Origin of the sequence: Maridesulfovibrio spiralis (SeqCode), from assembly GCF_048571135.1 — a bacterium.
GTDB classification, from domain to species: Bacteria; Desulfobacterota; Desulfovibrionia; order Desulfovibrionales; family Desulfovibrionaceae; genus Maridesulfovibrio; species Maridesulfovibrio spiralis.
This window is the reverse complement of record NZ_CP182344.1, coordinates 2,055,721-2,081,290: the sequence shown is the minus strand read 5'-3', so window position 1 is coordinate 2,081,290 and position 25,570 is coordinate 2,055,721. Positions and strand designations below refer to the sequence as shown.

Sequence of the window (25,570 nt, the reverse complement as noted above, 5' to 3'; positions counted from 1 at the left end):
CTGATTGAAAAGCACCATCACAAACCAGCCTGATCCCGCGCAAACAAAGCGGCGAAGCCTCGATAAAAAGTTTTGGGAATCTTGCATTAGCCCTTAGGCGAGAGCTTCCTGCTCGAGTCTTAGGGATAACGACAGTGGAACAAACCCTTTTCCCAAAATGATTTAAGGCCCCCGGCAGACCTGCCGGAAGCCAAAAAGCACAATAGCGCATCTAATTCATTCATGTTATCAAAGCCATGTGACAAACGAATCCCCATACATAGTCAACGGCCTGATGGGCCAGCAGTTTCGTCTTCAGGACCTTTTTAACAAAGTCCCCATAGGCATTGCCGTGCTGGATATTGAAGGCCGCATCACGCTTGCCAACCGGGCATGGCAGACTATCACCGGAGCCGACCCGGTCGCCCTGTATGGTTTGAAATGCTACCTCGGCCTTCGTTGTGACTATTGTTTCAAGGGCTGCCCGGTCATGGCAGACAAAGCAGACTTCCAGACTGTTTCCGTTGACGCGGATATCATCGACCGCACCAGGACCAAGGTCCCCATCCGGCTGAACATCTCCCCCATTGTAAACAGCGACAACGTAATTTCCGGTTATGTGGAAACCATTCAGGACATCCGGCAGGTAGCCGAACTTAGCAGTTCTGCCAGCAAAGCATACTCCCTGGGCGGGTTAATCGGAACCAGCCCGGAAATGGTCAAGATTTTCAGCATGGTTCCCTCTATCGCTGCCACGGATTCTTCAGTCCTGATAACCGGGGAAACCGGGACAGGTAAGGACGTTCTGGCCGAGGCGATTCACAATGCATCCGACCGCGCCGGAGCACCGTTCATAAAAGTAAACTGCGGCGCACTGCCGGAAACCCTGCTCGAATCCGAACTATTCGGTCATGTAAAAGGAGCATTCACAGGGGCCAATGAAGACAGGCCGGGTCGCATCAAACTTGCCCATAACGGCTCGTTCTTCTTGACCGAGATCGGCGACCTGCCGCTCCCCCTGCAGGTCAAACTGCTTTCTTTTCTGGATGACAAGGTTGTTCACCCGCTGGGTAGTTCTCGGGGATTCAATGCCGATGTAAGGGTTATCGTTGCTACCCACCGCGATTTAAAACGAATGGTTGAGGAAAAGACCTTCCGCGCCGACCTGCTGTTCAGACTAAACGTAGTCCACCTACACCTGCCGCCCCTGCGTGAACGCGGCGACGATATCCTGTTGCTCAAAAATCACTTCCTCATGGAATATTGCAACAAGTTCAACAAGAAGATTAAAGGCTTCACTAAGAAATCTGCAAAAATTCTGTCAGCTTACCGTTACCCCGGAAATGTGCGTGAACTGAGCAATATAGTGGAATACGCGGTCAACTTCTGTGACCGGGACATTATCGGCTCCAATCATCTGCCAGCCTATCTCACCGAACAGGATATCCTGCGGCCAGTGACCGAATCCACCCACACGGCACATGAACGCAGAGTTCCAGTTGAATACTCCTCTGCCCAGAGCTGGGATGATGCTGAAAAACAGATGATCATGGATACTTTGGTTAAATGCGGCGGGCGTAAAGGCGAAGCCGCAAAGATACTCGGCTGGTCCCGCTCCACCTTCTGGCGCAAAATAAAAAAACACTCCATCAGCGGATAACATATGTCCCACAAGATCATGGTCCCCCTGCACAACGATGAGGTTGCCCCCCGTTTCGACCTTGCAACGGACGTGCTTCTGGCAAAATTACGCTCCGACGGCGAGATCAGCGAACGCATCATAGTACTCCCGCAGGCTTCAGCCGACGACCTCTGCGCCCTTGCAACCTCCGACCATACCGATGCTGTCGTTTGCGGCGGCATTGATGACGAACATTATCAGTACCTGAAATGGAAAGGTATCGAAGTATTCGACGACGTCATCGGGCCCATCGTCGAAGTGATGCAAACCTATAAAGCCGGAAAACTGAATTCCGGAGACAATTTTTACCTCACATAAACCTCCCTCATAACACCCTGAAAATCAATCAGCATTCAAGCCTCCAACTTACTTTTGTTTCTTTTTGTTTCAAATTGTTTCTTGAGAAACTTTTCACAATGATTCATATTGTTTCAACAAAAAGAAACAAAAAACCTTCCTGCAAAGTTAAAACTCTGTTATAAATGGAATTATTTTATCTGGCACACAGGGTGCTGTTATCTGGCGGGTGCTGCAAAGGCCGAATTCCCGGCCAGCGGCAAAGACAACGTTTAAAACATGAAAATAATGATTGTTGAAAAGGACTCGGAATTCCGTGAACATCTGGTGCTGCGACTCAGAAGTGAAGGCCTCAATATTACGGAGTCCGAAAACCTTGACGAGGCTGAAGAATTCATCCGCGAGAATGAACTGGACGGCATTGTTTTAGGTCTGTCCGGCTTCGGGCGCAGCTCTTTGAAATTCATGGAGGATGTTTCAACAACCGTTCCTGATTTGAAAGTTGTTCTAATAAACCGGCACAATAAGATTCCGCTTTCCATTGAAGCCATGAATCTGGGGGCAAGTGCTGAAATTTCAGTCCCAGTGGATATCGCCGCTTTGGTAAAAACACTGCGCAGATTCTGCGCCACGGCAAACTAAGCAGGGATACTCCATTCGGACAACCTACACAGGGGGAAAACGTGAACAGTATCAGAATTAAAGAACTCATGATTCCGGTTGAAGAATACAACCGGGTCACCAAAGAGGCTACACTGGTTACAGCCATGCAGTGTCTGGTGAAGCAGAGTGAAGACAAGAATCTGCCTCATCCCCACCGCGATCTGTTGGTGGAAGATGAAAACGGCAAGGTCATCGGCAAGATAACCATGCTCGACATTTTCAAACACATGGAACCTTCTTACTTCAAAATGGACGACCAGAAGCATCCTAATGCGCTTAACATGGATTTCGTCCAGAAAGTATACCGAGATTTCAACCTCTGGTCCGAACCGCTCAGTGAGCTCTGCCGCAAAAACGCAAATGCCACTGCCGGCGAGATCATGCACGAGCCTAAGAACACCGAACTGTTGGACGAAGAAGACAGCATAGACAAAGCCCTGCACGCCTTTATGCTCGGTGTGCACCAGCCGCTGCTTGTCCAGAAGAACGGAGAAATCACCGGGGTACTGCGCCTCGGCGATGTATTCGAAAAAGTAAGAGCCGCAATTCTCGCTTGCGAGATATAAACAGCCTAATTGCAAGGAGCTTAAAAAATGACTGCTGAAGTTGCAAACAAGCCCGGATTTGATTTCAAGAGGCTGTTCTTCATGCTGCTGGGCATCGCCCTTTTTGCCATCGTCTATTACTGCCCGGCATGGCCGGATGCAATCGACCCCGGCGGAGAACACTTCGTTCTGACCAAAGAAGCTAAAGGCGCTATCGGTGTATTTCTGCTGGCAGGTACATGGTGGGTTTTTGAAGTTGTGCCCATCGGCGTAACCTCACTGGCTATCGGTGTCCTTCAGGCCATGTTTTTCATCAGACCGCCCAAAGTGGCCTTCAAAGACTTCATGGACCCCTCGGTTCTGTTTATCTTTGCATCCATCATGATCGGTCTCGTCTTCACCAAAACCGGGCTGACCAAACGTCTTGCATACAAGATGCTCATGGTTGTCGGAGAGAAGACCAGCCGCATTTACCTTGGTGTATTCGTTGTAACCGCCCTGCTGACCCATATCATGGCTCACACCGCTGTTGCAGCGACCGTTTACCCGCTGCTGCTGGCTATCTACTCCCTCTACGGAGAAGGCGACAAGCCTACTAAATTCGGTAAGGGCCTGTTCATCGGTATGGCTTACGTGGCAGGTGCCGGTTCTATCGTAACCCTGCTCGGTGCTGCTCGTGGTGCTGTTGCAATCGGTTTCTACAACCAGATTCTGGGCAAGGACGTTACCTTTTTCGAACTGACCTACTATATGGCTCCCATCGGCTGGGCCATGGTATTCCTGCTTTGGGGCTTCTTCATGATCTTCCTGAAGCCTGAAAAGGACGTAATCCCCGGTCTTCGCGAAAAAGCAAGGGAACTCAATTCCCAGATGGGTCCGCTCTCCCGTGATGAAAAGATGGCTGCCATCCTTGTCGGCGGTGTTATCCTGGTCATGAGTCTCAGGTCATTCATCCCTGAGCTGAAGGCCATCGATAAAACTTCGATCATTCTGCTGTCGTCCATCTCGTTCTTTGTTTTCAAGATTTTGGACATCAATGACCTTGAAGATATCCCCTGGAACATCATCCTGCTGTTCGCAGGTGCTATGTCCATCGGTTTCTGCCTCTGGGATACCGGTGCAGCAAAATGGATGGCTGTAAACTGGCTGGTCCTCTTCCAGGAAGCAAGCGGATTCGTATTCATCATGTCTATCGCTTTCTTTGTAATGATGATGACCAACTTTATTATGAACGTCGCGGCTATCGCGATCTCGCTCCCGGTGGCACTGGTTATCGCGCCCTACCTCGGCGTGGCCCCGGAAGTAATCCTCTTCGCAGCTCTGGTTGTTGCGGGTATGCCTTTCCTCCTTCTGGTTGGCGCGGCTCCCAACGCAATCGCCTACGATTCCAAGCAGTTCACCACCGGGGAATTCTTTATGTACGGTGTCCCCGCAAGTATTCTGCTGATGGTCGTAACCGGTATCTTCGTCAAGTTTATCTGGCCCCTCATGGGCATGCCCGTAGAGGTATTGAAGACCTTGCCGGGTTAGTGAAGATAGGGTTATAAGGGACTATTAAACATAGGGCAGGACGGTTCCGGCAGGGCGCGCCGGAACCGTCCTACTTGTACAAACCCTGTTGCCGGTTTCCGCCTACGACTTCCGGTGCTCAACCAAAAAGCGAGAAGGATTTATGAAACAGCTTAATAGGCTTATTGACCATATTGTCAACCGAGTGAACGTTAACCTGCGCGAGCCGCTTGTGGATGTCGGTCCCTTCATCAAAAACCTTATTCCCGAAGACAGCTTCGCCCTCTACTACGCTTTCTATTCCCTGACCAACAACCACCCGCTCATGTTCAACTTCCGTCACTCCAGCCTCGGAGGAACCTACTTCCTCGGCAAGTGCAAGGTGAACCACTCCATTCTCTACAAGAGTGATATCCGTGGTGACGAGCTGAAAAGAAAAGGCTGCGTTGTTGAACTTAACGGGCAGAAGATCAAACTCCGTGATGACGAAGTCATTAAGATTCGCGACAGCTTTCTAATGAAAACTCTTGTCCACAACAACTCCCACGACCCTGAAAACCTTGAATGTTTCAAAATTTCAAACACCGTGTCTCTGCACTACGCAAACATTCACGGAACTTCTGTGGAAGGCTGTTTTCTCGAGCCTTTCTCCTCTGTTGACCTTTCCATAATGCATGACTGTGCAGTAGGCGCATACTCCTACGTGCAGGCGGGAGAACTCTCCCACAAGCGCATCAAAGCCGGTCGCATCTGGGTTAAGGCTGATGGTGCTTTTGAGTTCAACTACCAGTACCCTGAAGAGATACTCTCCAAGTACATCCGTATGGAAGACAGTAGACCCAAGGGAATCCTCATGGACTTCTTCGATGACCGCAAAGAGGACTTTGTACCTATCTACTCCTCAGTTAAACCGGAGCTGCCGATCGATGTACCTGAAGGCGCATCCGTCAGCCCTTATGCGGTTCTCAAAGGCGATTGCAAAGTCGATAAAAACGTTCTCGTGGCCCAGAGGTCTTACATTGAGAACTCTACACTCGGACCCGGCGCCAACGCACAAGAAAACTGCTACATCATCAATTCCGTATACGATGGTGAAGTTGTTACCCCTCACGGCGGCAAGGTCATCTACACCCACATGGGCAAACGTTCCTTCGTAGGCTTCAACTCCTTCCTCAACGGTAAGGAAGATGCAAAAATCGAAGTCGGCGCGGGAACAATATTGATGCCGCATACTATTATCGATACTGAAGAGCCAATTAAAATACCTGACAACTCTCTCGTTTGGGGCTATATCAGCAAACAAGAAGATCTCGAAATGCACTCGATTCCTCTCTCGGACTTCGCTGCACTCAAAGGACAGTTCCGCCTCGGCAACATGACCTTTGAAGGTATCGGAGCCAAATTTGTTGATGGATTCAGGCACCGTATCGAACATATTCTCGAAGCAAACGGAGCCTTCTGGGACGGTACCGAAGAAACCGCGGGCCATTCCCAGCAGACCCAGGACATATCCTTCAATATCCTTCAGCCCTATCCTGAAGGAGAATTGCAGGGACTGTATCCGGAACTGACAATCGACCCGTTGGTCCCCAGCGATCTGTAATTACAATGCCCCTCCCGGATAATTTCATATTTATTCGGGAGGGAATTACGCACTATTTTCCGCTAACCACGGAAAACTCAGATAACTTGGTTCCACACAAAAAGGCAAAAGGAGTAACCCGTGCCCAAAACAATGTCACAGGCATTGCAGAAAAACCTTCTTGGTAATTCTCCTGACTGGTACAAACTGACTATTATTGGATTTTTGATCCTCAACCCCATCCTACTGGCCGTTGCCGGTCCGTTTATTACCGGTTGGGTGTTGATCGGTGAATTTATTTTCACCCTTGCCATGGCCCTTAAATGCTACCCACTTCCCGCAGGCGGACTGCTTGCAGTTGAAGCGATTGCATTGGGACTGGCTTCCCCGGAAACAGTCTATAACGAGACAGTGCTGAACTTTCCTGTCATCCTGCTCTTGATGTTCATGGTTGCCGGTATCCATTTTATGAAAGACATGCTCCAGTATGCTTTCACAAAAATCATTACCCGCGTAAAATCAAAAGTAGTAATTTCACTGCTTTTCTCTCTCTCCGGTGCAGTCCTTTCCGCATTCCTTGATGCACTTACAGTTACCGCTGTTATCATCGCTGTGGCCTACGGATTCTACGGAATCTACCACCGCTTTGCATCCACCGGTAAATGTTCACTAACTGACGACTCCCTGCTCAAAGGCGAGTGTGTCAACCACCTTGCAGAATTCCGTGGTTTCCTCAGAAACCTGATGATGCACGGTGCCGTCGGTACCGCACTTGGTGGCGTATGCACCATCGTTGGTGAACCCCAGAACCTGCTCATCGGTAAAACCATGGGTTGGGAGTTCATGGAGTTCTTCTTCAGAGTTGCTCCCGTATCCATGCCTGTTCTGGCAGTAGGTCTCGCTACCTGCGTAATGCTCGAAGTTACCGGTATTTTCGGATACGGCTACCAGCTGCCCCAGAACGTGCGTGAAATCCTTGAAGAGGAGGACCGCAAAAACGACGAAGAAATGAGCCTCAAGAAAAAAGCAGCCCTGTTCACTCAGGCTTGCGCGGCTATCTTCCTCGTCCTCGCTCTGGCATTCCACATTGCAGAAGTCGGCCTTATCGGTCTGACCGTAATCGTCGTGCTCACCGCGCTTAACGGTATCACTGAAGAACACCAGATCGGACACGCTTTTGAAGAAGCACTGCCCTTTACAGCTTTGCTGGTTGTGTTCTTCGCAATCGTAGGCGTCATCCACGAACAGCACCTCTTTGCCCCGATCATTCATTATGTGCTCGGCCTTGAAGGTAAAGTTCAGCTCGCTGCCTACTACATTGCCAACGGCGTGCTCTCCATGATTTCAGATAACGTATTTGTTGCAACAGTATACGTATCTGAAACCCTGAAAGCATTCCAGAACGGCGTTATCGGTCGTGAACAGTTCGACCTGCTCGCAGTTGCAATCAACACCGGTACCAACATCCCCAGTGTTGCAACTCCTAACGGCCAGGCTGCATTCCTGTTCCTGCTGACTTCCGCCATCGCTCCGCTCATCAGACTGTCCTACGGTCAGATGGTAAAGATGGCTTTCCCCTACACCATCACCATGTCTATCACCGGCCTCGCCGCGACCTGGTACTTCCTGTAGGAACAGCCCTTACGATAATAAAATTAAAGCCCCTGCCGGGAAACCGGCAGGGGCTTTTTCATCTAAACAAGCCAGATACAGTGTAAAGCTAACTGCTTACCGCTGTCCTTCTTTTCAATAATTGCAGATTCGGCAATACAATTCCCAACAGGATAAAAATCATCCCCGCAATTTGAACAGGTGCAATGTGTTCACCAAGGACAAATGAAGCCAACAAAACCGTGGTCACCGGTTCTATGGTTGAAAAGATAGCAACCTTGGCACTGCCGATAGCGTCGACTGCACGGTAAAGGAGGCTGATTGCCAATGCTGTCGGTATCAAGCCAAGCCCGACTGCAATCAACCAGCCCTGCATATCAAGCGCAAAGACTTTCAGTGGTGAAGACAAAAAACTGAACACCAAAGCCATACAGAGAACAACGTAGGGCACAATAACCTTAGCTTCATCATTGCGGGTAAATATCTGTATCACAGTCAGGTAAATTGAAAAACAGACCATACAGGCTAAAGCATAAACAATCCCCTGAGTATCAAGCTGCCGGGCAAAAGCATTGTAAAAGACAAGCCCACTCCCAAAGATAATAAGCCCCAATGCCGCGAACACAGATCTACCAGGACGCAAATTCAAAAAAGTCATCGCAATAAAGGTCGTCATCAATGGGTAGAAATAATAGATGAGAGAAGTAGTAGAAGCCGGAATATGCTTAAGAGCCATAATGAAAAGCCATGATTGAACCGGATAGATACAGACTCCAAGGACAACAGCTTTTAGCAGCACTCTAGGGGATACTTTCAACAGGCCGGGACTTGTTACGCCAAGCCATAGAAAAAGTGCCAATGCCCCAAATGTAAAACGGTACTGGATCAGCTCAAGCGGATCCAGGCCCATCCCGAGACCAAGCTTGAAAAAAATAGCCAGAGTTCCAAGCCCCAAAGCTGACATTATAGAATAGAGCGGCCCTTTAAGCATTTAAATCTCCTAAAATCCACTGTTTAGGGCCAAAGACTATACATGCTGATCAAAAAAAACAATCTTGAAAGTAACTATAAAAAAGGCTGCCCATCGTGGACAGCCCATTTTCACAATATTCTAAGCAGAATTACCCTTGCATACGCCCGATAATCTCATCAAGTTCTTTAGCAAGCTCAGACATCCGGCTGACAGCTTCAGCAGACTCATTCATTGCCTGTGCGGTTTCCCCGGCGATGGTATTAATCTGTCCGGTGGAGCGACTGATCTGTTCACTGGCAGCGGACTGCTCTTCCGAAGCAGTGGCGATGGACCGGACCTGATCAGCTGTTTCAGAAACCTTTTCCACAATCTCTGTAAGAATGTCTCCTGACTGGTTAACAAGCTCGGTCACTTCCCCGATTGCCTTAGTAGATTTCTCGGTATTAGCGATATTGGTTTTCGCACTTTCCTGAATCCGGCTGATATATTCACCGACTTCGCTGGTCGCGTTCATGGTGGATTCTGCGAGCTTACGCACTTCATCAGCAACAACAGCAAACCCCCGTCCGGCATCCCCGGCACGGGCAGCCTCAATGGCTGCGTTAAGAGCCAGCAGGTTGGTCTGGTCCGCGATATCGCTGATCACACCCATGATATTACCGATGCCTTCTGCCTGCTGACCAAGATCAGCCATGTCTTTCTGCATCTGGTCGGACTGCTCGCGGATCTGGACAATGGTCTCAACAGCCTGTTCCACCTTCTGCTCGCCTTCCCCTGCTTTCTGCTGCGACGCATCAGCCAGCTCAGCGGCGGTGGAAGCGTTACGGGCAACTTCAAACACAGTTGAGTTCATTTCATCCATGGCGGTGGCGGCTTCACTTGCCATGACCGACTGCTCCTCTGCACCACGGCTGGACTGCTCGACCTGCGCAGCAAGAGCCTCGGAAAAACTGGAAACCTGATTGGAAACTTCCGTAGCGCTGGCAGCGGCCTCAGAGATCATAATATTATTTTCTTCAATCATGCGCTGCTGTTCACGTATTTCAGTCATATCAATCCAAACAGCAACAGAACCGAGTAAAACACCATCCATATCGTAAAATGGGGTACTCGAAATCATAAGCTGCTTGGTCAGACCGGAAGGTACCTGAAAATCAATTTCTGTCTTGATTTGGTGCTGTTCTTTGATAGCCCGGTAGGAAATCGTTTCCCGACCTGAGTCACCGTAAATAAGCTCACCGGAAGTAAGGCCTTTAACCTGCTCAGGATTAAATTTAGACTCAATTAATTCACAAAATTCATTGTTAACCCAGAGCATATTATCTTCGGGACCAACTATGGCGCAAGGCAACACCAGACCTTTAAGAACGCCATCGGAAAAGCCAAGCTTATTCTTAAGTTCCGCCACCATGAAATCAATATTTTCAGAAAGATCCTTGAGTTCGCAAACATATTTACCGGTAAGCTCTGCCTTGAAATTGCCTCGGGCAATCTCACTGGTAAAATCACGGATAACAGCCATAGGCCCGGTAACCTGCTTACGGATAGTAAAAACAATTATGCTGACAAGGAGGATGACCATGACAATCCCCATACCGATAAGCACATTACGCTCTTCAACAGCAGCACGGGTCAGGTCAGACACATAAGCAGACATGCAGACCACCCATCCGGTAGAAGGGACAACCTGAAAAGACTGAATTTTAGATCGCCCTTCCCAATCATATTCGGTTTTACCCTTGGAAGAAGCGAGGCTGTCTTTTACGAATTGGAATTTTGAAATATCTTTAAGAATAAGATTCTGACTCACTTTGTGTGCTATAATACGCCCGGAACTATCAAGAATATATGCATAACCGTCTTCACCAATGGAAATATCACCGATCATCTCCTGCGCATACTGCTGCCAGTCCAAGCCCATAAAAATGCCGCCAAGCAACTGTCCCTGCACACCTCGAACCGGAACAGCCATAACGACAATGATCCGGCCGTCCAGAACTGATTTTAGAACATCTGAAACAGCAAACTGGCTGCCATTCAATATTTCACGTACATATTGCCTCGAACTCAGGTCAGCCCCGGCGGTACTCTGCCCATTGGCTCTAAGACCGAACACGCTGCTTCCTTTAAGATCGAATGCACCCAGCATATCAATCTTGTCATTATTCTTCAGCATATTCTGGAACTGCTTCTCAGCCTCTTCTGCGGCAGCACCATCCACAAATCCGTCCTGAACATTATTGTTGCCTGCAAAAGCCTGTAAAGTACTACGGGTTTGCTTTAGAAAACCTTCGACCTCATCGACTATCTTATTATTCAGAACTTCCATGTTCTGTTCTTGAATCCCCATCACAGCAGAATTGGTCATAGAGTTGACCACGATTACAAATGCTGAAACCGAAACAATGACAATTGTCGCAATCATAATCCCAAGACCGGTGTTTATACTTTTAAAACCCATTACTGAACCCCTTAGATTTATTTAACAGTCGCCTGCTTTATTATGAAGATAAGAGGTAATTAGTTTTTAGATCAAAATGATATTATTTTTGGATCAGAATCAAACATTTATAATAGCCCCCCTACCCGCCAGAATTTCCCATATAAAAAGCCCACTCTGCAAAACACAGAGTGGGCTGAGACAGCTCTATTCTATTATTATTTTGATTTGTTGTAGTCTTCCAATAAACCGTTCATCTTATTGAGCAGTTCTCCGCGCTCTTGAGCAACTTTCTTCCACTTCTTCTTTTCACTTTTCAATGCTTCAACAGTATGAAGCAAATCCTGAATAGTATTCGCGGGGTAGCCATGCTTGGCGTAACTTCCCTTGCGAAGTTCCTCATCATTTCTCTGGCGCAGAGCGCGTAACTGGCTGGCTGATAGTATCATACTCATAAACTGTTAATGGTTCCGGTCAGTACCCAAATCTACATCCTGAAAACCGCTAACGCAAGCAATTACAAAATAATATAAATGATGCTCAGCAAAAAGTCCGGGAGAAAACTGGATTCCCCCGGACTTTTCATTTCAATATGTTTACTTCAACCGAATCAATTCTAGCATGCGCATGAATTGTAGCTGTATTCAGTCCTTTCGCGATACTCTTCCTGCTTACCCTTGTTCCAGCGGTTTACCGGACGGTAGTACCCGACAATACGGGTATAAACCTCGGCATCCTTTCCGCAGTCAGGGCATTCGAAATGCTCGCCATAGAGATAACCATGCTCCTCGCAGACCGAGAAGGTCGGAGTCACCGAGATGTAAGGAATCTTGGTATTTGTCATAGCTTTAATGATGAAGTTCTTAAGTGCGGTGGTATCGGGCACTGCTTCGCCGAGGAAGGAGTGGAATACGGTTCCGCCATTATACAGAGTCTGCAGGTCGTTCTGGTGTTCGAGAGCATAAACAACGTCCTCGGTAGCACCTACGGGCAGCAGGGTGGAGTTGGTATAGTAAGGGGTATCGCTACCGGAGGTGTAGATATCGGCATAGAGATTCTTGTCGATCTTTGCCAGACGGTAGCAGGTTCCTTCACCCGGAGTAGCTTCAAGGTTGAAGAGGTTTCCGGTTTCTTCCTGAAACTGCACGGTCAGATCACGCAGATGGTGCAGAACCCGCTGCATGAGGCGTGAACCGGAAGGGGTATCAATACCTTTACCCAGCAGGTTGTGGCAGGCTTCATTACCACCGATGAGACCGATGGTGGAGAAATGGCCCTTGAAACCGTTCTTCAGGTAACGCTGGGAGAAGGGGAACATACCGTTCTCAAAGTTGGCGGAAACCAGCTTACGCTTGTATTCCAAAGAATCCTTGGCCTGAGTAGCGTACTCGGTGATCAGGTCGAGAAAATCTTCCTCACCCTGAGCAAGATATGCCAGCTTGGGCAGGTTAAGGGTAACAACACCGATGGAACCGGTCAGGTCCCCGGCACCGAAAAGGCCACCGGTTTTCTTGCGGATCTCACGCAGGTCCATCTGCAGACGGCAGCACATGGAACGCACGTCCTCGGGATTGAGGTCGGAGTTGATGAAGTTCTGGAAATAAGGAGCACCGTATTTAGCGGTCATCTGCAGGAGCAATTCACCAACTTCGCTTTCCCACGGAAAATCCGGGGTAACGTTGTAAGTGGGAATCGGGAAAGAGAAGATACGGCCGTCGGAGTCACCTTCGAGCATGACTTCAACAAAGGCGCGGTTGATCATCTCCATTTCTTCTTGATACTCACCGTAAGTGGTATCCTGGAATTCACCGCCGATGATGACAGGCTCGTTAGCGATGTGCTTGGGCGGAACCATATCAAAGGTGAAGTTGGTGAACGGACTCTGGCCGCCCCAACGGGAGGTGGTATTCAGATTGAAAATCAGCTTTTGCACGATCTGCTTCACGCGGTCATAATCCAGACCGTCGTAACGGATGAAAGGCGCGAGATAGGTATCAACGTTGTTGAAAGCCTGTGCTCCGGCCCATTCATTCTGCAGAGTGCCGAGGAAGTTGACCATCTGCCCGGTAATAGAATCAAAATGGCGGGCAGGACCGGAAGAACAACGGCCTTTAAGGCCGAAACCGTCCAGAAGCAGGTCACGCAGGGACCAGCCGGCGCAATATCCTGCAAGGCCGAAAGAAAGATCGTGAATGTGGAAATAGCCGTGCTCGTGGGCAAGCCTGATTTCCTCAGGGTACTTTTCAAGGCAGTAACGGGCTTGAACAGCTCCGGACATGTGCAGCATCAGTCCCTGAAAGGAATGCCCCATGTTGGAGTTTTCATTTACCCGCCAGTCGGAACGGTCGAGGTAGCTTTCGATGGTTCCGGCGATGTCGAGGTATGTTTCATCCTGACGGCGAAGTTCGCGGCGCTTTTCGCGGTAGATGATGTAACGTTCAGCGACAGAGTAGAGACGGTTCTCCATGAGTACCAGCTGTACCATATCCTGAACCATTTCCTGTTCAGGTACATCAACATCTGCAAGCTTCTGCTCAACCTTGCGGCCAAGGCGCTTGCTCAGCAGGGGGTCTTTGATACCGCTTGCTTTGAGAGCTTTAAAAATAGCTTCAGAAATACGCTCAGTAGACCAGGACTCGAGACATCCGTCACGCTTAAGAATTTGTTTGGGCATTAAACTACCTGATTAAAAATTTGTCCGCACACATCACCGCCGCGCCAAAAAAAGAACGCAGAAAAGGATGCAACCTCCCCAGATTGCAAGCCCACGGACAAGCCGTGTCTTATGGTGGTGTGGCAATTGGAGCAGGTGGCCCGGAAGGCACATCCTGCAGGACTTTTGAAACCGGAAAAAAGTCAGAAACAGGGATTCCGGTAAATTGAACTGACCTGCCTCTCTATCACGCCATCCTTAATTTATGAAACAGGACTGGCATCGGGCAGGTACGCTTCAGGCCGGGGTGCTGGCTCGGGGTTGTGCACAGAATGCCTCCCTGACAGCGGCAGGACCGCCCCGGATTCAAACCGGGTTCCCGTCTTGTTCGTTTTCAAATGCTCAGAAAGCGTCAAACGAACTCCTGAAGTGCTGACGACTGAAAGCAGTCTACCAGACTCAAAAATATGGTCAAGACTCTCTAGACTATTTCTTAATGAACACCCTATCAGCCCTAGAGCCGCATGGCATAACTCATGTGGAACACAAGTTTTCCACAGTTGTTCTTTTGATGTTCAAAAGAGCTTAAGAGACTGATTTAGAAACAAAATCCTCTGCTATTTTCCCACAAAATCAGCCGGGTAAAAATACCCGGCTGAAATATTTTTTTGCAGGCCTGTAACAGCAGCTTAATTTTTATTATCGACTTAAACAGCGCGGCACTCTTCGCGCAATCCATCAATCAATGTACGCAATTCCATGGCCAGAATGGATAGATCTTTTGCGGAATCATTTGATTTCTGCATGGATTTTGTGGTCAGCTCTGCCATCTGATTTATCTTTCGGGATGAGGAGTTAATCTGATCCGATGAAACTGACTGCTGCTCAGCGGCTGCAGATATATTCTGAACCTGTCCGGTAACCCCTTCAACGAGGTTTACAATTTCCCCGAGGGCGTCCCCGGCCTGCTCAGCAAGGCGGGTGCTATCCAGTACAGACATTGCAGCCTCTTCCATACTCTGAACATTCGCATGAGAGCTGTCTTGAATTGCCTCAACCACAAGGCTGACATCCTTGGTGGCATTCATGGTCTTTTCAGCAAGTTTGCGCACTTCATCAGCCACCACGGCAAAACCACGTCCGGCATCCCCGGCACGGGCCGCCTCAATTGCCGCATTGAGTGCCAACAGGTTGGTCTGGTCCGCAATATCACTTACAACAGACATGATCCGCCCGATGTCCTCGACCCGGACATTCATATCATTAAGATTGTCTTTAAGTTTATCGCTTTGCTCTTTAACACTGAAGATAGACCGAATGGCCTCCCCAGTCATTTCAGCCCCGCGGTTGGCCGTATTCATGGCATCCCCGGCCCCGACCACAGCATCAGAGCAACTACGGGCAACATCCTGAATGGAGCAGGTCATCTGATCGAGGGCTGAAGTTGATTCCGAAAGATTTAATTGCTGCTCCCTTGCCCTTCTGCTGGAATCCGCCACATGGTTGCTGATTTCATCAGAAGCTACGGATAGCCCGCTGACAATCTGTTCAAGATTGCGCACAACATCAAGAACCCCCTGCCTGCGTGCACTTTCCGCTTCCTTCTGGGCCTCATTCAGTCCCTCCAAAGCATCATGGGCAGCCAAAGCTTCACGTTCAGCCGCCTCAGTGGCCTGCTCAACCTTGACCCGATCCTTCTCAATTACATGCATTAACCCGTTGAACGAATCCGCCAGATCCCCCAGTTCGCCATTTCCTTCCTGCCGCACCCTGAACGACAGGTCAGCAGTTCCCGCACCTATGTCACGGCTGGTGCGGGCAATTTCCCCGATAATTCGGCGAAGAGGGTTAATGATGATCCTGCGGCTGACAAGAATGAGCAACACGCCGATCAAAGCAGCCAACCCACTCAAGCCGCTGACGACATAAACAGCCCGCTCCTGCATAGCATTGTAGCTTACGACCTGAGCCGTGCGAATAGTGTACTCCTGTTCGATGAGCGCGATGCGGGCATTGTCCATGTCCTTCATGGATTTCTGCATCTTAAGGCTGAGGTTGTAGTAGGATTTAAAAATATCTAGATATTCACCGGTCAATCCAACAATTATATTGAACAGCTTAGCCTCGCGCCCCTTGGAAAACAGCGGGGCAAACTGTGGATAGGAAGCCCCCATGCTCGAATCCGGATCAATGCCCATCAGCTTTTCAATATCGACAATCAAACCGGAACCGCTGGCTGCATCTTTATAAAGAATAAAATCCTTAGCCATTTCCTGAAATCCAAGAGGCTTGTTGAGCATGATTGCTGAAACATGCCTCTTGGCTGCCAGTTCATTCAGATCATCTATGGATTTGGAAAGATTCTGTGCAAGCAAACCCGGATCGTCAACCGAAGACGAAAATACTTTTTCTTGCAGGACTGTATTTATCTTGCCCTGCTTTCTCGCTGAACGCTCGATACTTTTCTGCAGGGAAAGAGCCTGCCCCAAAATTTCTACCGAAATTTCACGCAGCCGTTTAACCTGCCCCACCCCGGAATTGAACTGGACCTGAAAATTGTTGAAACTGCGATCAAAAGAGTTAAATGACTCTTTGAGTTCGTAAAGAGCCACGCGGGCCTGTTCATCGACAGTTGCACCCATGGCAGTGTCCAACTCCCCATTCATGTGTCTGACTTTATCATTATATGCCTTAAGTAACTCTACTCCGCCTTTACCTGACTGATCCATGGAAAGCTCTTCGCGATGAACCAACCAGTCCATAGCTAAAGCCTGTGCTTCCGCTCCAAGGCTGATGATCTCATCAAGCTGGTTGCGGACTTCCATTTTTGCGGTCAACCCTTTAAGGGTCATGATTGAAGCTCCGCCCAGACACAAAGCACACAATAAGAAAAGAAGCATACCTGCCACTATTTTATGTGATAATTTAAAAGTGTATTTCATTCCCCCGCTCCTTCATTTATGAAAATGACTCTCGTTTTCAAATGAAAACTATAATTGACTTCATGAAAAGTACTTCCAGAGGGAATAATGAAAATGATAACTCTTTTCAACTGATTTCGGTATTAAACTCAAAATATGAACAAGTTGAAGCTCATACTCAAATTATTTTTATATAAAAAGGCAAAGCACCCCATACCTTACATAGATACAGGGTGCTTTTTGCACAAAAGTTTTCCACAGATGTTCTTTAAATGTTCAAAAGAACCTTTATCAAAACGCCCTGTTCATCTTTTCAACGCAGCCAAGCAGGATAACCTTCTCCTCTTCGGAAAATTCGGAAGTAATCTCTTCAATCAATCTCAGATGCAGACGGTCATGCTCTTCGAACATCTCCTGCCCGGTTTCAGTCAGTTCGACAATTATGGAGCGGCGGTCGGTCTGGTGCGGTTTGCGGCAGACAAACCCCTTATCTTCAAGCCGGTCAACCAGCACAGTCAAAGTCCCGGTGGTAATCCCCATGCGCTGAGCCAGCTCTTTCATGCGCATGGCCTCATGGATGCCCAACACCTCCAGAGTATGCATCTGGGGCAGGGTCAGCCCTTTTTCACGCACAACATCATGCTCCCAGGAAGAAAGCTTCTCATAAAATTCAATTACCGCATGGTTGAGCTTATCCAGCACAGGGACCTCCGCTTTATAATTTAATGTAACTGTAAACGGCGAAACCGATAGTCATCATCCCGGCAGTACGCATGACCAGAGGCTCGACCCAATCCTGTTCAAGAGCACGCACAAAGGATGCCGCCCGGTAAATGGCATAAATAACCGCCGCAAGAGCAATGGCTGTTCCCAATGCATAGCTTGCAAACACCGCAGTCCCTTTGAAAACACTTCCAGAATCAAGGGCGTATTTATACATTATCGCCACGGTGGGGCAAGGCACAATCATGTTCACAAATCCGATTGAGAACAGGCCCCAGAAAGTGACGCTGCGCAGGTTAAGTTTTCCGTGGCTGCACGAGCACCCGCAACCGTGGGCATGTTCATGTCCCGAATGGTCATGGCTGTGGTCATGATGTCCATGACTGTGGTCGTGGTCGTGGCTGTGCAGCAGTTCCGGTTTGACAATCAGTATTGCCCCCAGAAGCACCAGAATCACCACGGTGATGATGTCAACGATGTATGTCAACGAATCCGGGATGGTCAAGGAAATGGACCCCAAGGTCAGCCCGATAATAAGACAGGCCAGAGTGGTTCCCAGAATAAAGGCCGAGGTCAAAGAGAAAACACGCTTGCCGTTTTTCTCCCCATACACAAATGGGGCCAGAACCAACCATGAATGCCCGCAAGGGTTGATTCCATGGATCAAACCCAGAAACAGGCTGGACTGCATGGCAACCCAGAAGATTGAATCGAATTCCATTTTGAACTCCATATAGTTTGAGAATCAAATTAAACAGTTTTCAAAACACCTATTCCAAACTTAATTTGAATGTCAAACTATTTGTGAAGCGAAATAAATTCCACAGGCATCAAAAAGCCCGCCTGAAATTAATCGGGCGGGCTTAAAACTGACCAACAAATTAAAACATAATCACAAAATCAGCGCGCAATCTCCGCAAAACTCCCGCGCAGCAACCCGGCTAAATCCTGCGGACTGAGTTCAATATCAAGCCCGCGCTTGCCGCCGCTGACATAGATGGTTGCAAAATTTGCTGCGGATGAGTCGATTACAGTGGGCAGAAGCTTCTTCTGGCCCAACGGACTGACCCCGCCGACCACGTATCCGGTGGTGCGCTCCACCAGCTTCACGTCTGCCATGGAGATCTTTTTGACCTTCACGGCCTTGGCAAGGGATTTCAGGTCCAGCATTTTCATAACCGGAACCACGGCAACGAAGAGATCACGCCCGCTTCCGGCAACAAGTGTTTTGAAAACACGCTCCGGGTCTACGCCCAGCTTTTCAGCGGCTTCTTTGCCGTAGGCTTCGGCGGACGGGTCATGCTCGTATTCATGGACCTTGAACTTGATCTTTTTTTTCTTGGCGATATTAATTGCAGGTGTCATGGGGGCTTTTTACACAACAGGGCCAAGGGTTGGCAAGGGAGCACTAGGCCGGCAATTTATTTATAAAGCCCTGCGGGGTGATTTCATCCAGTGCCAAGCCGTAATGATCTGCCAGCTGCACTACCTGCGGAGCCAGCAATCCGCACCGCTTCATTAAATCCTTATCAATAAACAGCTCGGAAATATTGCCGTCAAACTGCTTGCTACCCTTTTCAAGGCAGATCGCCCGCGAACAATTCTCAGCCACAAAATCCATGTCGTGGCTGATGATCACCACAGTGCGGCCCTGCTGTCTCAGCTTTGAAATTTTGCACTCAAGCATGGCTATTTCACGGGGATCAAGCCCGGCTGTAGGCTCATCAAAAACGACAATCCCGGTATCCATAGCCAGCACCGAAGCCATGACCAGCCGCTTGCGCTCGCTGAATCCCAGATCATGGGGATTGCGCTCCTTCTGCTCCAGCAGACCGAAGGCTGAGAGGAGTTCCTCGGCAAGCCCGCTTATTCGCTCCGGTGCGTAGCCCAGATTTTTCGGCCCGAAAGCAATTTCATCCAGCACAGTTGCCTTGCAGATCTGGTCGTCAGGGTTCTGGAAAAGCATGGCTACCTTTCCTGCCAGCACCGATATTTTCTCATCGGCAGTTGAAACAGAATCTACGGCAACGGTTCCACTTGTCGGCTTGAGCAGCCCATTGAAATGGCGGACCAGAGTACTCTTGCCGGAACCGTTATGCCCAAGCAACGCGACAATTTCGCCCTGATTCAGGGTAATGGAAACATTATTAAGAGCCTGCACGCCGCCCGCATAGCAATAAGATAGATTAGAAACCTCAATAGTCATGCCTGCCTCCTGCGCTTGCATCCAGACCTTCGACAACTTCACCGAATGTTGCGGCCAGCTTCCTGTTTTCCGCCCAGCGTCCGTATTCACGGGCCAATGCAGCAACTTTGCTGAACCGGGTCCAATCCAGACCGATTTCCTTCATCACCGGCGAAACAAGAACTTCAGCAGGCGGACCGTCCAGCACAACCTTCCCCTTATGCAGGGCCAGCACACGGTCGGCATATAAAGCGATGCTCTCCATACGCTGTTCCGCCAGCACAATGGTTGTCCCGCTGCTGCGCAAACCGTCCAGAATCTCGAAAACCTGCTTTGCCGCCAAAGGATCAAGAAAAGTTGTCGGCTCATCAAGGACCAGCAAAGGCGTTTCACAGGCCAAAGCAGAAGCAAGGACGACTTTCTGCAACTGTCCGCCGGAAAGATGATGGGGGGAACGCTCCGCCAGATCAGAAAGCCCGGTAAGAGCCATCGCCTTTTCCACCCGGCCTATAATTTCACAGCGTTCAACGCCCCGGTTTTCAAGGCTGAAACCAACCTCTTCAGCGACGGTAAAACGGATGCCTGAAAGCTGCCGCTCCGGATTCTGCATGACAAGGAAAACCGATTCCGCCAGCTCTGCCAGCGGAGTTTCAGCGGTATCCTTTCCGCAAACACGGATACTGCCATCTGTCTGCCCATGATAAAGCCGGGGAACCGCCCCGCAAAGAGCATTGCAAAGGGTTGACCTGCCGCTATTGTCGGCTCCGATGAGAGCCACAAATTCACCTGCCCCGATTCTCAAATCCAGACCGCTCAGGGCCGGGAGAGCAGAAGCAGCGTAAGTGTATGAAAATTTTTTAATCTCAATAAGGGACATAGCGGTACAATATTGTTTTGTAGAGCAGTAGCAGCAGACAGACCGACAGCATCACACCCCTTGCAATTCGCTGCCCTGCGGAATCTTCAACCACACGCATGAATGTTCGCGGACCTGTGGCACTAAATCCGCGCAACTCAAGGGCAATGGCCCGTTGCTCAATCTCGGAAAAAGCCCCCAGAATCAGGGGGGAAATAAGCGGTCCAATGGATTTGGCCCTGTTAATGAATCTACCTTCGGAATCCAGCCCCCTGGCCCTTTGCGCATCCTGAATAGTCTTCACCCGTGCGCGCATGGCCGGGAGCATGAGCAGAGGGCTTCCGCAGACATAGGCCAGCGAAGACGGCAGTCCCGCCTGAATAAGGGAAGTAATCAAATCAGCCGGATCGGTTGTAAAAACAAACAGTAGTGACACACTCAGAATCGCCGCCAATTGCAAAAGCATGGTTCCAGCAAACTGCAGCCCTTCAATATATAAAGATATCCCGTGATAAGTAATCAGCACAGTCTGGTTGCCGGGATAGAGGAAGCCGTGAATAGGAACCATAAACAGGGCAATGGGCAGAAGCGTGCACCAGAGGAATTTCCAGACCCGCCCGGATACACCAGCCAGCACAGCCAGAACCGTATTCAGGATAAACAATCCTGCATCAGGCCAGATACCGCCGGGAGCACAATAAACCGCCACCCCCGTAAGCAGCACAAAGACAAGCTTGCTCAGGGGGTGGACGGAATGAACACATGATTTCCCTGCACAAAACAGGGATATATTTTCAGTCTGCAAAAGTCTTGGACCTTATGCTTTTGCCAGCATGGGGAAACGGGCTGCAGCCCTTTCGGGAAGGCCTTTAACAATACCCCAGACCAGAACGGCGGTGACAACTTTATCAATGACGTTGGAAGTAAATACGGTGACGACCACGGAACCGAAAAGATCACGGCCCAGCGCCAGCAGGTAAGCCATGGCGAAATCAGCGCCACTACCGGTAACGCCGCCGAACATGTAAAGACGGATGGGAACTGCAACGACAGAGTTAAAAACGGTAATAATCAGACCGGCGAGGATTGCGGTCCACCAGTTCTTGAACAGACCCATTCTTGCGCAGTAACCTGCTGCAATACCGATAACCATGGCAACAGGAGCAAAAGCCGCAGCAACCGGGGATGAAATAACGCCCCAGATAAGGTTGGTGATCAGTCCTGCAAGGCCGCCAGCCCATGGTCCGGCAAGAACAGCCACCAGAACTGTACCGATGGAATCAAGAAAAATAGGCAGCTTGAGTAGGGACACAAGCTGTCCCACGGCAATGTTAATAACGATCGCCACTGCGATCAGAACCCATGTAAATGTTGTAAAATCCTTTTTGAATTCTGCACTGATACCCATCCCACTCACTCCTTGCTGCTGGTTTATGATTTGATTTCCAGTTCCGGATACCCGGTCTCGGGGTCAAAAGTCCTCAGGAAAGAATACTCCGGTAAAACACCCAGCACTATTTCAGCGGTGGTGTAGACCCTGCTGCCCTCCATCAGGTGCGCTCCGATGGTTTTTCCTTCCCCGTCAGAAATGGCGACATGAAAATGGGAACCGTGCCGGGAAAGCACCCCGGTCAGGGAAACTATCTCGAAATGCCCGTTCAGCTCAGTGGTCTGCGGCTGGTTGGCAAAACGCAACACCGCGCGGGTCAGACTACCAACACAGGTAAGCATGCAGGCGGCTTCAATTCCCTGTTCCTGCACAACGTTTTCCAGCTCCAGCAGAAGATCCTGACCCGGCTTCAACCGGAGTGCCAATGGTTCCATGCAACTAACTCCATCCCTGATTAAGATTGACCTTTCCTTTTAAGGAGTTACAAATACATTACCATATCAGATACATCCAATCGGAAATAAAAATCTATCGAAGCTTCATATATTTAGAAAAGCTATATTTAAGATAAAAGACATGCCTCCAGAAGAATGAGCCTCTGTAATTGCTGTTAAAAGCCATACTCCCGTATAGCTAAACTAATTTGTGCCGATATTCTCATACCCTTTTGAGGCAGCAGAAGCACAGGTTGCAAAAATGAAACCGCTCCATTCCGGTTGCAAAACTGCACAAAGTGATTACTCCCCGTTTTACTTGGATAAACTGGTTTCGAGCCAGTGTTGTTTCCAAATTGCAACAAGCCCGTATTTCCAACCTCGATATCGGCCCAAAGCACACACTCGCAAAAACCCTTTGTTTTCAACATCCTAGAGAAGCAATCTATTTTGGCACACTCCATGCTTCAGGGAGAAGTAATTCGCCCACGATTGTGGACAAAATTTTTCCACAGTAAACATAGAAGGAGAATCCAAATGGAATGTTGTCGTTCACCTCATGAGCAGATGCTCGAAGATAAAATTGCCGGTAAAAACAATCCTTTCCGCGAAACACACAAACGTGTTTTCAAAATTCTTGATACCATCGAAGGCCTGAAACCCGCCATCGACGTAGAGCGTGCTCTTTACTTCACCAAATCCATGGAAAAAACCGAAGGCCAGCCCCTGATCCTGCGCTGGGCCAAGGCCATGAAGCACGTTGCTGAAAACATCACTGTATACATTGATGATGACAACCTGCTCTGCGGTCGCGCCGGATACCCCGGTCGTTACGGCATCCTTTACCCCGAACTCGACGGTGACTTCCTCGATATGGCTGTTGAAGAACTGCCTAAGCGTTCCGGTTCTCCCTTCTCCATCACTGAAGAAGACGCTAAAATCGTTATCGAAGAAATCGCTCCTTTCTGGAAAGGTAAAACCTACCACGAAGCCCTGAACCAGGCACTGCCCGAAGATGTTCACACCCTGACTTACGATGATCCCGAAGGCCTGATCTCCCGCTTCATCGTTAACGAAACCTCTTCCTTCCGTTCCTCCCTGCAGTGGGTTCACGACTACGAAAAGATCCTCAAGCGTGGTTTCGGCGGCATCCGTGCAGAAGCACAGGAAAGACTCGACAACATCGATACTTTCTCCCCCAAAGCCAACACCAAGGATATTCCTTTCCTTGAAGCTATCGTGATCATCTGCGACGCAGTTATCCTCTGGGCCAACCGCCACGCTGACCTCGCGGCAGAAAAAGCTGCTGCTGAGACCGATCCCGTACGCAAGGCAGAACTGGAAACCATGGCTGCAGTCTGCCGCAACGTTCCCGAAAAGCCCGCTACCAACTTTCACGAAGCAGTACAGTCCCAGTGGTTCACCCAGATGTTCTCCCGTCTCGAGCAGAAGACCGGTACCATCATCTCCAACGGCCGCATGGACCAGTACCTCTACCCTTACTACGAGCAGGACGTTGAAGCAGGTATCCTTGACGAAGACAAGGCTATCGAATTCATCGAGTGCATGTACGTAGGCATGGCCCAGTTCATCGACCTCTACATCTCCCCTCAGGGCGGCGCATTCAACGAAGGCTACGCGCACTGGGAAGCTGTTACTGTCGGTGGCCAGACCAGAGAAGGCATTGATGCTACCAACGACCTCACCTACCTCTTCCTGCGTTCCAAGCGTGAGTTCCCGCATCACTACCCTGACCTCGCTGCACGCATCCACGCACGTTCCCCCGAGCGTTTCCTTGCTGAAGTTGCAGAAACCATCAAAGAAGGTTCCGGTTTCCCGAAACTGATCAACGATGAAGAAGTAATTCCCCTGCACCTCTCCAAGGGCGCAAAATTCGACGAGATCTACGACTACGCTGTATCCGGCTGCGCAGAAATCAGAATGCCCAACCGCGACACCTACACTTCCGGTAACCCCTACATCAACTTTGCGGCAGCGGTTGAGATGGTCCTTTACAACGGAAAGATGCTCAAATACGGCGACAAGCAGCTCTCCATCGAAACCGGTGATCCCTGCTCCTTCAAGACCTGGGATGAGTTCTACGATGCATACAAAGCACAGCATAACAACTTCCTGAAAAACGCTTTCGTTCAGCAGGCCAACGTTATCCGTCTGCGCAAGAACCACTTCGCAACACCTTTCGGTTCCGCAATGCATGACCTGTGCATGGAAAGCTGCACCGACCTGCACCAGCCCGACGTACCCGGCGGAATCGACCTCGGTTACTTCGAATTCATGGGCCTCGGTACTGTAGTAGACTCCCTCGTTGCCATCAAAAAACTGGTCTTCGAAGATAAAGTTCTGACCATGGAACAGATCGTTGAAGCTTGTAAGGCAAACTTTGAAGGACACGAAGATGTCCGCGCTATGCTCCAGAACGTTCCCTGCTACGGCAACAACGATCCTTACCCGGATTCCATTGCTAAAGAACTGGACGAACTCTGCGTAGGTTTCGCAGAAAAGTACCAGATGGAACTCGGCGTACACCTCGACGTTCGTTACGTGCCTTTCACTTCCCACGTACCTTTCGGTAAAGTTGTATCCGCGACTCCTAACGGACGTTACGCATACACCCCGCTTTCCGACGGTTCCTCCGCATCCCACGGTGCAGACAAGAACGGTCCTACCGCGGTTATGCTCTCCAACTACACCACCAAGAACTTCAACTACCGTGAACGTGCAGCACGTCTGGTAAACATCAAGTTCACACCCAAGTGCGTAGAAGGAGAAGAAGGCACCAAGAAGCTGGTAGACTTCATCCGCACATACTGCGACCTGCGTCTCTGGCACATCCAGTTCAACGTAGTTAACGCAGACACCCTGAAAAAAGCTCAGGAAAATCCCGAGCAGTACCGCAACCTGATCGTTCGTATCGCCGGTTACTCCGCATACTTCTGCGACCTTTCCAAGGATCTGCAGGACGACCTGATCAGAAGAACCGCACACGAAACCATCTAGAGCTTAAAGACAATCAACACCCTTTAAGGCCTCATGCGTGAGCCCTGTCGGCGGGCTGATCCTCCTCAGCCCGCCGACTTTTTTTAAAGAATGCCTACCGGCGGTCCCTC

At 49.5% G+C, this 25,570-nt stretch carries 21 protein-coding genes and 1 riboswitch; of the genes, 8 read left to right on the top strand and 13 right to left on the bottom strand.

From position 1 onward, the window contains the following. The first annotated feature begins 274 nt into the window (after positions 1–274). From ACNI29_RS09315 to nhaB, 7 genes are all read left to right on the top strand, one after another. Entirely contained in the window at positions 275–1,639 is a 1,365-nt protein-coding gene (locus tag ACNI29_RS09315) for a sigma-54 interaction domain-containing protein (RefSeq protein ID WP_419782099.1), read from the top strand. Between the two features lie 3 nt (positions 1,640–1,642). Then, the gene (locus ACNI29_RS09310) at positions 1,643–1,978 is read left to right on the top strand and encodes a NifB/NifX family molybdenum-iron cluster-binding protein (RefSeq protein WP_419781933.1); all 336 of its coding nucleotides are present in this window, start codon (positions 1,643–1,645) and stop codon (positions 1,976–1,978) included. Between the two features lie 258 nt (positions 1,979–2,236). Next, positions 2,237–2,599: a response regulator gene (locus tag ACNI29_RS09305; protein ID WP_419781932.1), complete on the top strand. Its 363-nt coding sequence runs from the start codon at positions 2,237–2,239 to the stop codon at positions 2,597–2,599. A 41-nt stretch (positions 2,600–2,640) separates the two neighbouring features. Next, complete coding sequence (locus ACNI29_RS09300) at positions 2,641–3,186, top strand: CBS domain-containing protein (protein WP_419781931.1); 546 nt, start codon at positions 2,641–2,643, stop codon at positions 3,184–3,186. Positions 3,187–3,213: 27 nt separating this feature from the next. Next, positions 3,214–4,695 carry an SLC13 family permease gene (locus ACNI29_RS09295; RefSeq protein WP_419781930.1) on the top strand — a complete coding sequence of 494 codons (1,482 nt, stop codon included), beginning with the start codon at positions 3,214–3,216 and terminating at the stop codon, positions 4,693–4,695. A gap of 142 nt (positions 4,696–4,837) precedes the next feature. Further along, a complete protein-coding gene (locus ACNI29_RS09290) occupies positions 4,838–6,277 on the top strand; it encodes a transferase (RefSeq protein WP_419781929.1) in 1,440 nt (479 codons plus the stop codon). Between the two features lie 120 nt (positions 6,278–6,397). Then, positions 6,398–7,888: a sodium/proton antiporter NhaB gene (gene nhaB / locus ACNI29_RS09285; protein WP_419781928.1), complete on the top strand. Its 1,491-nt coding sequence runs from the start codon at positions 6,398–6,400 to the stop codon at positions 7,886–7,888. Between the two features lie 88 nt (positions 7,889–7,976). Here the strand turns inward: nhaB and ACNI29_RS09280 are convergent, their stop codons facing one another. The 13 genes from ACNI29_RS09280 to ACNI29_RS09220 all read right to left on the bottom strand — a co-directional run bounded on the left by ACNI29_RS09280 (position 7,977) and on the right by ACNI29_RS09220 (position 22,442). Then, positions 7,977–8,858 carry a DMT family transporter gene (locus tag ACNI29_RS09280; RefSeq protein ID WP_419781927.1) on the bottom strand — a complete coding sequence of 294 codons (882 nt, stop codon included), beginning with the start codon at positions 8,856–8,858 and terminating at the stop codon, positions 7,977–7,979. Between the two features lie 130 nt (positions 8,859–8,988). After that, positions 8,989–11,301: a methyl-accepting chemotaxis protein gene (locus ACNI29_RS09275; RefSeq protein ID WP_419781926.1), complete on the bottom strand. Its 2,313-nt coding sequence runs from the start codon at positions 11,299–11,301 to the stop codon at positions 8,989–8,991. Positions 11,302–11,498: 197 nt separating this feature from the next. Beyond that, entirely contained in the window at positions 11,499–11,729 is a 231-nt protein-coding gene (locus ACNI29_RS09270; RefSeq protein WP_163351445.1) for a hypothetical protein, read from the bottom strand. Positions 11,730–11,896: 167 nt separating this feature from the next. Further along, positions 11,897–13,954 (bottom strand): ribonucleoside triphosphate reductase, encoded by a 2,058-nt coding sequence (locus ACNI29_RS09265; RefSeq protein WP_419781925.1) that lies wholly within the window; start codon positions 13,952–13,954, stop codon positions 11,897–11,899. Positions 13,955–14,216: 262 nt separating this feature from the next. Continuing rightward, positions 14,217–14,376, bottom strand: a riboswitch (cobalamin riboswitch). Positions 14,377–14,640: 264 nt separating this feature from the next. After that, the gene (locus tag ACNI29_RS09260) at positions 14,641–16,875 is read right to left on the bottom strand and encodes a methyl-accepting chemotaxis protein (RefSeq protein ID WP_419781924.1); all 2,235 of its coding nucleotides are present in this window, start codon (positions 16,873–16,875) and stop codon (positions 14,641–14,643) included. Positions 16,876–17,145: 270 nt separating this feature from the next. Continuing rightward, on the bottom strand, positions 17,146–17,556 hold the full coding sequence (locus tag ACNI29_RS09255; protein WP_419781923.1) for a MarR family winged helix-turn-helix transcriptional regulator: 411 nt from the start codon (positions 17,554–17,556) through the stop codon (positions 17,146–17,148). A 13-nt stretch (positions 17,557–17,569) separates the two neighbouring features. Then, the gene (locus ACNI29_RS09250; RefSeq protein WP_419781922.1) at positions 17,570–18,298 is read right to left on the bottom strand and encodes a sulfite exporter TauE/SafE family protein; all 729 of its coding nucleotides are present in this window, start codon (positions 18,296–18,298) and stop codon (positions 17,570–17,572) included. Between the two features lie 179 nt (positions 18,299–18,477). After that, a complete protein-coding gene (gene ybaK, locus ACNI29_RS09245; protein WP_419781921.1) occupies positions 18,478–18,942 on the bottom strand; it encodes a Cys-tRNA(Pro) deacylase in 465 nt (154 codons plus the stop codon). 43 nt (positions 18,943–18,985) lie between these two features. After that, positions 18,986–19,783, bottom strand: a complete 798-nt coding sequence (locus tag ACNI29_RS09240; RefSeq protein ID WP_419781920.1) for an energy-coupling factor ABC transporter ATP-binding protein — start codon at positions 19,781–19,783, stop codon at positions 18,986–18,988. Further along, entirely contained in the window at positions 19,773–20,639 is an 867-nt protein-coding gene (locus ACNI29_RS09235; RefSeq protein WP_419781919.1) for an energy-coupling factor ABC transporter ATP-binding protein, read from the bottom strand. Before ACNI29_RS09235 ends, ACNI29_RS09240 begins: the two co-directional genes overlap by 11 nt. Next, a complete protein-coding gene (locus ACNI29_RS09230; protein WP_419781918.1) occupies positions 20,626–21,423 on the bottom strand; it encodes an energy-coupling factor transporter transmembrane component T family protein in 798 nt (265 codons plus the stop codon). Before ACNI29_RS09230 ends, ACNI29_RS09235 begins: the two co-directional genes overlap by 14 nt. Before the next feature lie 12 nt (positions 21,424–21,435). Next, positions 21,436–22,026: an ECF transporter S component gene (locus ACNI29_RS09225; RefSeq protein ID WP_419781917.1), complete on the bottom strand. Its 591-nt coding sequence runs from the start codon at positions 22,024–22,026 to the stop codon at positions 21,436–21,438. 23 nt (positions 22,027–22,049) lie between these two features. Next, complete coding sequence (locus ACNI29_RS09220) at positions 22,050–22,442, bottom strand: PPC domain-containing DNA-binding protein (protein WP_419781916.1); 393 nt, start codon at positions 22,440–22,442, stop codon at positions 22,050–22,052. Positions 22,443–22,979: 537 nt separating this feature from the next. Between ACNI29_RS09220 and hpsG the strand changes: the two genes are divergently transcribed. After that, entirely contained in the window at positions 22,980–25,460 is a 2,481-nt protein-coding gene (hpsG, locus tag ACNI29_RS09215; protein WP_419781915.1) for a (2S)-3-sulfopropanediol dehydratase, read from the top strand. Positions 25,461–25,570 lie beyond the last annotated feature (110 nt).

Coding starts and splice junctions, on each gene's coding strand:
- ACNI29_RS09315 (WP_419782099.1), top strand. CDS start 275: ATGGGCCAGCAGTTTCGTCTTCAGGACCTTTTTAACAAAGTCCCCATA.
- ACNI29_RS09310 (WP_419781933.1), top strand. CDS start 1,643: ATGTCCCACAAGATCATGGTCCCCCTGCACAACGATGAGGTTGCCCCC.
- ACNI29_RS09305 (WP_419781932.1), top strand. CDS start 2,237: ATGAAAATAATGATTGTTGAAAAGGACTCGGAATTCCGTGAACATCTG.
- ACNI29_RS09295 (WP_419781930.1), top strand. CDS start 3,214: ATGACTGCTGAAGTTGCAAACAAGCCCGGATTTGATTTCAAGAGGCTG.
- ACNI29_RS09290 (WP_419781929.1), top strand. CDS start 4,838: ATGAAACAGCTTAATAGGCTTATTGACCATATTGTCAACCGAGTGAAC.
- ACNI29_RS09280 (WP_419781927.1), bottom strand. CDS start 8,858: ATGCTTAAAGGGCCGCTCTATTCTATAATGTCAGCTTTGGGGCTTGGA.
- ACNI29_RS09275 (WP_419781926.1), bottom strand. CDS start 11,301: ATGGGTTTTAAAAGTATAAACACCGGTCTTGGGATTATGATTGCGACA.
- ACNI29_RS09270 (WP_163351445.1), bottom strand. CDS start 11,729: ATGATACTATCAGCCAGCCAGTTACGCGCTCTGCGCCAGAGAAATGAT.
- ACNI29_RS09265 (WP_419781925.1), bottom strand. CDS start 13,954: ATGCCCAAACAAATTCTTAAGCGTGACGGATGTCTCGAGTCCTGGTCT.
- ACNI29_RS09260 (WP_419781924.1), bottom strand. CDS start 16,875: ATGAAATACACTTTTAAATTATCACATAAAATAGTGGCAGGTATGCTT.
- ACNI29_RS09250 (WP_419781922.1), bottom strand. CDS start 18,298: ATGGAATTCGATTCAATCTTCTGGGTTGCCATGCAGTCCAGCCTGTTT.
- ybaK (WP_419781921.1), bottom strand. CDS start 18,942: ATGACACCTGCAATTAATATCGCCAAGAAAAAAAAGATCAAGTTCAAG.
- ACNI29_RS09240 (WP_419781920.1), bottom strand. CDS start 19,783: ATGACTATTGAGGTTTCTAATCTATCTTATTGCTATGCGGGCGGCGTG.
- ACNI29_RS09235 (WP_419781919.1), bottom strand. CDS start 20,639: ATGTCCCTTATTGAGATTAAAAAATTTTCATACACTTACGCTGCTTCT.
- ACNI29_RS09225 (WP_419781917.1), bottom strand. CDS start 22,026: ATGGGTATCAGTGCAGAATTCAAAAAGGATTTTACAACATTTACATGG.
- ACNI29_RS09220 (WP_419781916.1), bottom strand. CDS start 22,442: ATGGAACCATTGGCACTCCGGTTGAAGCCGGGTCAGGATCTTCTGCTG.
- hpsG (WP_419781915.1), top strand. CDS start 22,980: ATGGAATGTTGTCGTTCACCTCATGAGCAGATGCTCGAAGATAAAATT.